The 10,843-nt window shown below is 41.8% G+C and carries 10 protein-coding genes; 9 read left to right on the forward strand and 1 reads right to left on the reverse strand.

What is annotated here, in order from left to right; translation table 11 throughout:
• A partial coding sequence (locus A3G19_RS11725) for a YcgN family cysteine cluster protein (protein WP_294873059.1) occupies window positions 1–419 on the reverse strand: 419 nt, incomplete at its 3' end.
• Window positions 420–564: 145 nt separating this feature from the next.
• On the opposite strand from A3G19_RS11725, the gene A3G19_RS11730 reads away from it, so the two are divergent.
• The 9 genes from A3G19_RS11730 to A3G19_RS11770 all read left to right on the forward strand — a co-directional run.
• Window positions 565–1,062 carry a hypothetical protein gene (locus tag A3G19_RS11730; RefSeq protein WP_291750935.1) on the forward strand — a complete coding sequence of 166 codons (498 nt, stop codon included), beginning with the start codon at window positions 565–567 and terminating at the stop codon, window positions 1,060–1,062.
• Window positions 1,063–1,064: 2 nt separating this feature from the next.
• On the forward strand, window positions 1,065–3,152 hold the full coding sequence (locus tag A3G19_RS11735) for a hypothetical protein (protein WP_015653231.1): 2,088 nt from the start codon (window positions 1,065–1,067) through the stop codon (window positions 3,150–3,152).
• A gap of 41 nt (window positions 3,153–3,193) precedes the next feature.
• Complete coding sequence (locus A3G19_RS11740) at window positions 3,194–3,649, forward strand: hypothetical protein (protein WP_015653230.1); 456 nt, start codon at window positions 3,194–3,196, stop codon at window positions 3,647–3,649.
• 81 nt (window positions 3,650–3,730) lie between these two features.
• Complete coding sequence (locus A3G19_RS11745) at window positions 3,731–5,011, forward strand: TolC family outer membrane protein (protein ID WP_294873062.1); 1,281 nt, start codon at window positions 3,731–3,733, stop codon at window positions 5,009–5,011.
• Window positions 5,012–5,033: 22 nt separating this feature from the next.
• Complete coding sequence (locus A3G19_RS11750) at window positions 5,034–5,687, forward strand: transglutaminase-like cysteine peptidase (RefSeq protein WP_041192396.1); 654 nt, start codon at window positions 5,034–5,036, stop codon at window positions 5,685–5,687.
• A 14-nt stretch (window positions 5,688–5,701) separates the two neighbouring features.
• The gene (locus tag A3G19_RS11755; protein ID WP_015653227.1) at window positions 5,702–7,870 is read left to right on the forward strand and encodes a type I secretion system permease/ATPase; all 2,169 of its coding nucleotides are present in this window, start codon (window positions 5,702–5,704) and stop codon (window positions 7,868–7,870) included.
• Window positions 7,863–9,227: an HlyD family type I secretion periplasmic adaptor subunit gene (locus A3G19_RS11760; protein ID WP_015653226.1), complete on the forward strand. Its 1,365-nt coding sequence runs from the start codon at window positions 7,863–7,865 to the stop codon at window positions 9,225–9,227. The genes A3G19_RS11755 and A3G19_RS11760 overlap by 8 nt, the downstream gene beginning before the upstream one ends.
• Window position 9,228: 1 nt before the next feature.
• Window positions 9,229–9,846, forward strand: a complete 618-nt coding sequence (locus tag A3G19_RS11765) for a response regulator transcription factor (protein WP_015653225.1) — start codon at window positions 9,229–9,231, stop codon at window positions 9,844–9,846.
• 132 nt (window positions 9,847–9,978) lie between these two features.
• Window positions 9,979–10,843 (forward strand): cadherin-like domain-containing protein (locus A3G19_RS11770; protein ID WP_294873064.1); only part of this gene is annotated, 865 nt, incomplete at its 3' end.

Genomic DNA, 10,843 nt, shown 5'->3' on the forward strand with positions numbered 1-10,843 from the left:
AACTCGATATCCTCACTCTCTAAAACAGGGTCAAGTGCGTACATACCGTAAGGACGCACTGAATGAGGGTCTTTAGTAATCAACGGATGCCATAGTGGGAGCGTTTTGCCCTCATGTCGTAAACGATACGCGCAAGTTTCAGGAAGCCACGTATACTCTGCCGCCCGTTCTGGTGTGAGTCTCATGCATCCCTCCACTCTCGTAAAACGGTTAGCATAATCACTGCATTGTCCAGCGACAATATCGTAACAATGGCATGCAACACGGGTCAGATAGATGGGTGCTTGATCGTCATCCTCATCTTGTAGCCGGTTAAGACAGCACAGTCCGCATCCGTCACACAATGCTTCCCACTCTTGGGGGTTCAATTCTTCGAGCGTTTTCGTTTCCCAAAATGGGGCAGTTTCATGTTGTTTCATAGTCGAAAAATAACATATTTGCGGTTAAAACAATCTATTTATCCAATTTAGATGAACGTACAAAAAAACTAAATAAATAGAAATTGATCACTTTTTCATCACATTTGTAGCAAAATGGTAATAAAAGTTAATGTAGAATGACGTTATGATGTACATAACTAAAATTTTATCATCTGCCATTCATTTTATGATTCTACTGCACGGTGTATTTATCCTACAACTACATGCGGCCGAGAATACGAACAAACATCAAATTGCCTTAATTCAACCCATCGAACAACATGCTATCATTTATGGAGAGGGAGAACGAAAAGTATATGTATTTGTCGACCCGAAATGTCCTCATTCGCGCGATTTTATCACTATGATTAATGAGAATACAAAAATGCGAAGTATGTATCGGTACTATATCTTTTTTTATGAATTAAAACGTTTCCATTCGCATCATCTAATAGCAGCGATATATGCGTCATCTTCGCCCCTGCAACGAACACTCGAAGTGATGGTAGGCGCTAAAGTTATATCAACAGATCTCCGAAATGAACCCAAAATTGAAGCAAAAATAGATGATATAGCCAGCGTCGCTAATGCCTTAGGTATTTCAAAACGTCCTTATCTGATTATATTGAAAGAGAACCATTAGCCATGTATTACCACACCCCTGACACATCACGATACATCCGCCTGATTCGACGGTTTCGAATACTCATCCTAACGTTCTTCCTTATCATTTCATCGTTTGCCCTTAATTTTCTCAAACCTGAATTAATATCCTCAGATACGCTCCTTTGGCTTAGTGAATCCAAACAGCTTCAAAAAAATCAGGAGCAATTGTATGCGACTACGTATGTAGGACGTCTAAGCATCGATATTCCGATGTTTAATGATGCTTCAAAAAACACCCTTAAAGCAGTTCAAACGGAACTTGAGCATATGGAGGGTGTTGAGCAAGTAGAATCTCTTTTTTCAGCGTATATGATTTTCAACGATCAAACCTCTGAAGAATCTGCTTTGGTCAAGGCCTTGCCGATCACGCAAATGTCTTCGAAAAAAATCATTACTTTTGTCAAAACGCTCCCTGAGCCTTATCGCCGATTTGTGAATGATGATTTCCGCCGATTTCATTTCATTATCCATTCCAAAACGCCTATCCAACTCGATCAATTGAACATTCCCTTTGTGTACGAATATTCCGAACCGCTTGTTGAAGCCAAATTATCTCATTATCTCTGGTATATAGGGATCATTTTATTGGTTGTTATGGCAATGTCACAAATTGTTTTCAAAAACATCATTGCCGCATTCGGAGCGATCATCGTCACGATCATTACCCTGATTTGGACTTTCTCATTAATTTATCTCTTAACCGGTAATAAGCAAATTCATATTGCCATGAGCCTCATGGTCGTCAGTATTGCCATCGGGCACTACCTCTATTTTTACTATCGATGGCATGTTTCACAGTTTAAAAGTGATCCGAATCGAGCCCTCGAAAAAAGTATTAATCGAAATCTTCACCCGGCGGTTTGGACATTGCCGGTACTGTTCATCAGTTTAGGATCGCTCCTTTTTGCCGACTCTCACATTGTCACAATGATGAGCCTGAGTTTAATGATTTCCTCGATCGTAGCGTATGTGGCAAGCATTGTATTTTTACCTGCTCTGCTCAGTTATTTTTCGGTTTCACATCCCAGAATTTCTCTTGCACGACTATGCTATTGGTTTGCCAATCAAGAAGTTCACTACAATCCGAAACTGCTTCAAAAATTTATGTTTTTCACACTGCTTATCCTCATCTTCGTCGGGATTCGTCTCTACCTCTCTCCGAGCATTTTCGAACGTGATGTTGCGGATGAGACGATGACGCTCAAAGTGCCGTTTCAAGAGATCGATTTAGGGATGCTCCAAAAAATAGAGACGTTCGAAAAAGATCTGCGCAATCATACCGGCGGGGTTGTCAAAGTCGATTCCGTTATCACAGTTCTTAGGCAGCTTGATCTGGCGAATACCCCGAAAAATCCTTTGGATGAACAGCGCCTTTTGCAAGCATTATTTTTTCTCGAACTGTATGATCTTGAAAAATCCTATATGGATCAAGACTCCCTCAATATCACCATCACGTTAAAAAATGCAGATCATTCTGCCGTTATACGCTTTTTGGAATCCTATAAAGCGTTACCGATCTATTTTACCGATACCGACAGTCTTTCCCAAAGTTCAAAAATGGAAAAAATGGTCTTGTTCGTCTCATCATTGATCTCAGCACTGCTCATCATTGCTCTGGTAATGGGGATTATTTTTCGCTCGGTCGCAATCGGATGGGTCGGATTTGCAGCCAATGCTATCCCCATCATTTGGTTCGTATTATTTATGATACTGTTTAAATTTGAACTCACGATTGAGGCATTGATCGCCATGACCATATCGGTGGGGTTGACCTCTGACACTATTATCCATTTCGGATACAAATATTTCAGAAGCCGTTATTTCGGGCGTACCCGAAAACATGCTTTGGAAATTATGTTTTTCTATGCCGCCGTTCCTGCAATCATCAGTGCCACCGTCTTAATGATCGTTTTTTCATTGTTGACGTTCACTCAACTCCAATCTCTGCAACTTATCGGTGCTTACGGAGCAGTTTTGATGTTCATTTCACTCCTCAGCGATCTGTTTATTTTGCCTGTTTTACTGCTGTCAGTCGATAAAGAGGAGAAAAAAGGAACCACTCATTAGGGTAAATTTGGATATCATGAGGATAAAGAAAAGGATACTTTATGACAACCGAACAACCATTGAATGAATTATTACGTGAATGCGCAGACTCGATCGGAGGCAAAAACTTTTTTCTCACCCTCGCCGAAACGATCCGAACGACCAGAGAAGGGATTATCGTCGGTGAAAAAAAACAGATCAACTACACAAACGGCACCATGACATGGAATAAAACTCTCCATGCCGATAACTGGAGACTTTTAATCGAATCGTCAAAAGTACGAACCAAAGACGGAAATATTCTCCTCCCCTCCGAAGACAAACGGCATAAAAACATCCTCAATATGATCCGCACCCTTAAACCGCTAAGCTTTACCGTGACTCCGACCAACACAACCGATGGAGAAGGATTTACCTTTAACGCATTGGAAGTAATCGATGAAAAAACGACGCGCGTATCTCCACTCTTTAAAGCACTCTTTGTAATGCCCATCGATCTTCTGCGCAAAGCGATGTAAACAATACATCTATACTTAAGTTTAATTTAATTTTTATAGGATTAAGATAACCGTATATGATCTATAAATGAGGAGTTTAAAATGACAAAAGGTTTATCAATCGGATTAGCTTCCATCTTGATTCCATTAAGCAGTTTTGGCTTGACGTTAGAGCAAGCGGTACAGCACGTAACATCAACCAATCCAATCATTCTCCAAAGTATCGAAAACTATAAAGCCACTGAGTATGACATTGAAATGGCACAGGCAGGTTATTTACCAAGCATAGATGTAATCGGCCGTTATGGCAATGAAAAAACAACCAATTCAACCTATAACGAGCTCTCGTTAACAAGGTACGATCGAGAAATCAAGTTGACGCAAAACCTTTTTGAAGGATTCGGTACTATCGAAGATGTCCGAAAACAAGAAGCGAGACTCGCGGCAGCCAAAGCCAATATACTGGAAAAAGCCAATCAGCTAAGCCTTCAAACAACAGAAGCCTATTTAGAATTGTTAAAACAATACGACATTTTGAAATTGGCCGAAACCAATCTTAAAACCCATGAAGATATTCATAAAAAAATCAAAGAGCGTACTGAAAGCGGATTCGGATCAAAATCAGAGATCGATCAATCTTCAGGACGGGTAGCACTTGCCAATTCAAATGTAATTATCCAAAAAAGCAATTACCGAGATGCAATGGCAAAATTCAAACGTTTTTACGGTGAAGATGTCGCTGCAGAAACTCTAGTAAAACCGGTATTCGGATATAAAGTCTCTTCGTCGTTTGATGATGCTTTGGCAGAAGCAAATATCAACTATCCATCTCTTTTGGTCCAAAGCCATAATATCAAAGCAGCTGAGCACGATGTCAATCTTGCTATGAAAACGTATTATCCGCGTGTCGATCTTGAACTGCGCAGAAGCGACAACGATAATGTTTCCGGACAACCTGGGCCGGATGAAACAAAATCGGGGATGCTGATAGCTACCTATAACCTCTTTTCCGGAGGATATTATCAGGCTAACCATAGAAAACAAAAAGTCAACGTCTTAAAAGAGAAACAAAGCAGTAACGACATTAAATTACGGGTCAAAGAGAATCTTGAATATGCGTGGATCGCCCACGAAGAGCTCCAAAAGCAGCTTCCTTATCTTAAAGCGCACAGGGATTACACCGTTAATACGCTCCAATCGTATCAACAAGAATTTGCACTCGGAAGACGTACCCTTCTGGATATGCTCAATACCGAAAATGAGCGCTTCACTGCCGAAAAAGAGGTGACAACAAGCGAATATGATCTCCTATTTTCAAATTACCGTATTCTTGAAGGAACCGGAACATTAGCCAAAGAACTTGGGGGAGTCCCCACTTTATGAGTTGGGCAGATAAAAAAGCAAGATGCCTAAAAAGCTAATACGTCGAACAGTTATCGTAAGTTTTTTAGTCTTTGGGGTAAAAGCATCTCTTTGTGCCAGACAGATTCAAATGTATAACTTTCAATCGATTGCGATACAGTATGATGAGAGTGCCAAAAAGCGCTTTATCTCTTTAAAAAACCTTTTGAAGGATGCACAGGGTCTATCTGAGAATGAGCGGTTATTCCGTGTCAATGATTTTTTTAATCAGGTCCCTTATTCCAGTGATGAAAAAGTGTGGGGGGATCGTGATTATTGGGCAACTCCCACAGAGATGCTCGGGAAAGGGAGAGCCGATTGTGAGGACTACGCAATCGCAAAATTCTTCACGTTGCTCGAGATGGGTATCCCCGAAGAGAAACTGTTTTTGACCTATGTTGTCACCGATAATCTCACAACACGTCATATGGTTTTAGCGTATTACGAATACAAAGGCGCCGTTCCATTGATTCTGGATAATCGTGCATTCACGATCGTACCGGAAACTTTATCCAAGAATTATATACCGCTCTATCGATTTAATCTCAATGATTTCATCGCGTATGAAAAAGGATTGGAACATAAAAGCTCCATCGCAACCAAAAAATTGCACCAATGGGAAGATCTTACCAAACGTTTTACGAAAGTAATGAGTTAGCCTAAAGGGATATCATGCTGAAATATTCTAAAATTGACCCTCTTTTGGTCAGTTTATCGATTTTTACCAAACGCTATGGGAAATCCTACAGCATCGAAGCATTGACGGCTGATCTCCCGATAGCGCCGGGGAAAGCAACGGCCGAAATGTTTTCCATTAACAATCCTAAAGCGGTTTTCTCACGTGCGGCATCTCGAGCAGGATTCAAAGCCAGACTCGTTGAACGCGCACTAAAGAACATTTCGCCCCTTGTCCTCCCTGTTGTCTTGATCCTCAAGGATCAAAGTGCGTGTATTTTGGAAAAAATCGACCTTGTCAAAGAAGAAGCCTTTATCATCATCCCCGAAGATGAGGAAGGGGTTGAACAGTGGATCAGCCTCCAAACGCTTGAAGAACAATATTTAGGGTTTGCCTATTATCTTAAAAAAAGTCGCTCTTTTAACCAATTTATCGACCCGCTGATTCATACCAATAAAGAGTCATGGTTTTGGGGATCATTAAAACATTCGCGAAAAATCTATTCGGATGTTCTACTGGCCTCTTTGGTTATCAACCTTTTTGTGCTTGCCAGTCCGCTGTTCACCATGAATGTCTACGATAGAGTCGTACCTAATGACGCAACCGAGACCCTTTATGTCCTTGCGTTAGGGGTAATTGTTGTTTATTTACTTGATATTGTCTTGAAATTTACCCGTTCGTACTTTTTAGAAACTGCCGCGAAAAAAAGTGACATCATTATCTCTTCCATCCTTTTTCAAAAAGTGATGAATCTAAAATTCGCCAATGTTCCCGAGTCCGTCGGTTCGTTCGCCAACAACCTCAAAGAGTTTGACAGCATACGCTCCTTTTTAGCCACCTCGACGTTAGCCTTGTTGATTGATCTGCCGTTTACCATCATCTTTTTGTTGGTTATCTACATTATCGGCGGAATTATCACGTGGGTGCCGCTTGTGTTTATCTTCTTAATTATCGGATACGCATTAAGCATCAAAAATTCATTGCAGCGAAGCGTTGAGAGTACCTATCATGCCAATGCAGCAAAAAATGCCGTGCTGGTAGAGAGTCTTAACACATTAGAAACGATCAAAACACTCGGAATAAACAGCCATTCACAGTACATTTGGGAAGAAGCAACCGGAAATGTAGCTTCCAAGGGGCTGACATCGCGGATTCTATCTAACTCGCTGGGAAGTGTCACCACATTTCTCATTCAGCTCAGTAACGTCATCATTTTGATTGTCGGTGTTTATCTGATCAAAGACCATGAGATGACAATGGGAGGGCTGATCGCAGTTGTCATCCTCTCTTCACGTGCTCTCGCTCCGATGGGACAAATAGCTTCCTTATCGGCCAATTACGAGCATACTAAAACGGCCTATTTGACGTTGGATAATATCATGAATCTACCCGAAGAGCGTCCGGCGGAAAAAGAGTTTCTCAATCTCCCGAAATTTATGGGGTTGATCGAATTTCGGAATGTTACGTTCACCTATCCGAATGAAATTTCACCTATATTTGAAAACTTAAGCTTTACCGTTCATCCGGGCGAGCGCGTAGCATTTATCGGAAAGATCGGTTCCGGTAAAACAACGATTTTAAAACTTATTTTAGGGCTTTATGCACCGGACAAGGGTTCGGTTCTGATCGACAATATCGATATTAACCAAATCGATCCGGCAGACCTGCGTCAAAACATCGCTTACGTCGCGCAAGAAGTGACCTTGTTCAGAGGTACCGTCAAAACGAATATTATTGCCAAAGCCCCTTACGCGGATGATGGTGCAATACTTCGAGCCGCAAAAATCGGTGGAGTGGATGAATTTGTTCAGTATCATCCCAAAGGGTTTGATATGCCGGTTCGAGAGCGTGGAGACGGAATCTCAGGGGGACAACGGCAAAGTATCGGGATCGCACGGGCATTTTTACTCGATTCACCGATTCTTTTGCTGGATGAACCCGCGAATTCGATGGATGAAAACTTCGCATTACATCTGGTTCAAAATATCAATGAGAATACGAAAGAGAAAACGCTTTTGCTCTCAACCCATGATACAAAAATGTTGAATATGGTCAATCGTATTATTGTTCTCGATCGAGGGAAAGTAGTCATGGACGGAAGCAAACAAGAAATCTTGTCAGTACTTACGAAAAATAAACCGCAAACGAGACCGACCAATGATTAAGTTCCCGTTTTTCAATCCTAAATCTTTGGATTCCGATAGAGATTACTCACCTGAAGATATCGAGTACATGTCGAGCCTGAGCGCCGCTGTTTTAGAACAGCAAACTTCTCGTTCTCACATTGTCGTTTGGATTGCCTGTATCGGTATTCTGTGGCTTGTCCTCTGGAGCAGTTTTGCTGAGATTGATGAACGTACGCGCGGTTCAGGAAAAGTTATCCCTTCTCAAAGGATCCAAACGATACAGAACCTTGAAGGGGGTATCGTTTCGGAAATGTTTGTCAAAGAGGGGGATCGGGTTAAAAAAGGTCAACCTTTGATGAAAATACAAGATATCAGTTTTACCGGTTCATTTAATGAAAAGCAGCTCAAAATCAATGAGCTAAAAGCCAAATCCTATCGTCTTAACGCCGAAGCAAGCGGACAAGGATTTTCCGTTCCGGCCACCGATCATCAAGGGATGTCACAACTCATCTCCCAAGAGGCAAATCTGCATATGTCGCAACAAAGCCAACTTTCAAATGCTGTAGCGATCATTGACGCACAGATTTCTCAAAAAGGAAAAGAGCTTTTAGAGAACAGAGCCAAAAGAGAAGAGCTCAAAAATGCCTATGACCTTATATCTCAAGAAATGGCGATCACAGAACCGCTAACCAAAAACATGGTTGTCTCCGAAGTACAGTTTTTACAGATGAAGCGTCAAGCGGCGATGATCAAAGGTGACTATCAAGCAACGGCGCATGCCATTGCAAGAATTCAAGAAAACATCGGAGAGCTTCAAAAGAGACGGATGGAAATCGTCTACGAATTCCGTAATAAAGCCAAACAGGAGCTTAACAGTGTCACCGCTGAAATTCAGCAGATCAAAGAATCCGAATCCGTTTTCGCCGATCGGGTAGACCGCACGATCGTCCGCTCACCCGTAAACGGAACTATTAACCAAATTTTGGTTAATACCATCGGGGGGGTTGTCAAACCGGGGATGGATATGCTCGAAATTGTCCCTGAGGATGATATGCTGATGGTAGAGGTAAAAATCAGACCTTCCGATATCGCCTATATCTATCCGGGGCAAAGTGCCAATGTTAAATTTACCGCCTACGATTTTTCGATTTACGGAGGACTTAAAGGGACGGTCAAACACGTCAGTGCCAATACTATCACGGATGAGAAAGATAACAGCTACTACTTGGTCCGCATTGCAACCGATAAAAGTTTTTTAGTTAAAGACGGAAAACCGCTCGATATTATGGCGGGGATGACCGTTGATGTGGATATCCTCACCGGCAAAAAAACGGTCATGGACTTTATCCTCAAACCAATCTTGAAAGTTAAACAAAACGCTTTAGGAGAACACTGAGATGAAACCAGTTTTAACCTATACAACACGTGAATCCATTTTACAAGAGTGGAAAGAAGCGCTCAGTAGCGAATACGATATGATCCACTGCCAGAGCGAAGATGCATGTTTGGAGATGTTAAAAATACACCCTCAAAGCACCCTTTTACTCCATAACAACTCCATGAAAGATGAAATCACAAAATTTTTAAAGATTCTTCATTACCAATTTCCTCAGGCCAATATCCTCCTTTTAAGCGATGTACCGAAGTTTCAAGAAGGGGTAGCGATGCTTAGAATGGGGGTAAAAGGGTATGGAAACAGTTACCTGAACAGTTCATATCTTACCCACGCCATGGATGTCGTAAGCGATGGAAATGTCTGGCTCACTCCACAGTTTTTGGATACGCTGATCAAAGAGACCTATGTCCCCACCGGTGAAAAAAAAGAGCCCCCTCGACTCAGTCTTCTCAGTAAACGGGAAAGAGAAGTGGCAGAGTATGTAGCACAAGGACTCAATAATACTGAGATTGCTGAACGGACACAAATCACCAAGCGAACGGTCAAAGCGCATATAACCTCTATCTTTGAAAAACTTCAAATTACCGATCGTCTCTCCCTCGCTTTGATACTTCGCTAACGATATATCCCTATAAATCGTATTTTATATTGGACCAAAGTACAAGGTAAATTGTAAAATTGGACCAAGGTACAATAGTTTCCCCTTCCTCTTTGTTCTACAATAGAAGTTACAAAAAAGAAGGAGTTTATCATGGCACGTACAGTCGGGACAGTTAAATCTATCAGTGGAAAAGCTGCAGTTAAAACACTCAATGATCAGTTACATGTATTAAATGTCGGTGAAGCACTTCATGAGAATGAGATGGTATATGCTTTGGGCACCGACTCAAAAGTTACCTTAACTTTAGAAGGGGGACGTGAACTGACCCTCAATGGAAATGATGAAATTTTACTCGACAAATCGGTATTTTCAGTCCTTGATGAAGGAGAAGCTCTCGATGTCAAAGCCCTTCAACAAGCATTAGCAGAAACATTAAATCCTGAGAATTTGGAAGAAACCGCTGCCGGACAAGAGGTTGTCGGTGATGCAAATGCAGGAGCTGAATTCGCAGATCGTAATGATGCACGCGGAGATCCAAGCAGTTATTTAACAGGAACCGAGAGTTCTCCATTAGCAGTCACCTTAGAACCGGATAATCCTCAGACTCAGAATACTGCACCTGACGCTACAGACGATAGCTACGACCCTGAAGCAGAAAATGATGCGTTGAGTACACCGGAGGATAGTTCTCTTACCATTCTTCCCGCTACGTTATTGAGCAATGATAGTGATATCGACGGAAATACCTTGAGTATCATCGGTGTTCAGGATGCGACGAATGGAACGGTTGCCTTAGTGGATGGCAATATTGTCTTCACTCCAAATACAAACTACAATGGGCCTGCAAGCTTTACTTATACTATCTCTGACGGACAAGGAGGTAGCGATACAGCAACAGTCAATATCAATGTCACCCCGGTTAACGATACTCCGACGATCGAAGTTACCGCCAATGACTTTACCGAAGACAGCGGCGTTCTTGCAGGTGCTACCGCAGGTACGTATGTGACATCCG

Origin of the sequence: Sulfuricurvum sp. RIFCSPLOWO2_12_FULL_43_24 (assembly GCF_001829605.1) — a bacterium.
GTDB lineage: Bacteria > Campylobacterota > Campylobacteria > Campylobacterales > Sulfurimonadaceae > Sulfuricurvum.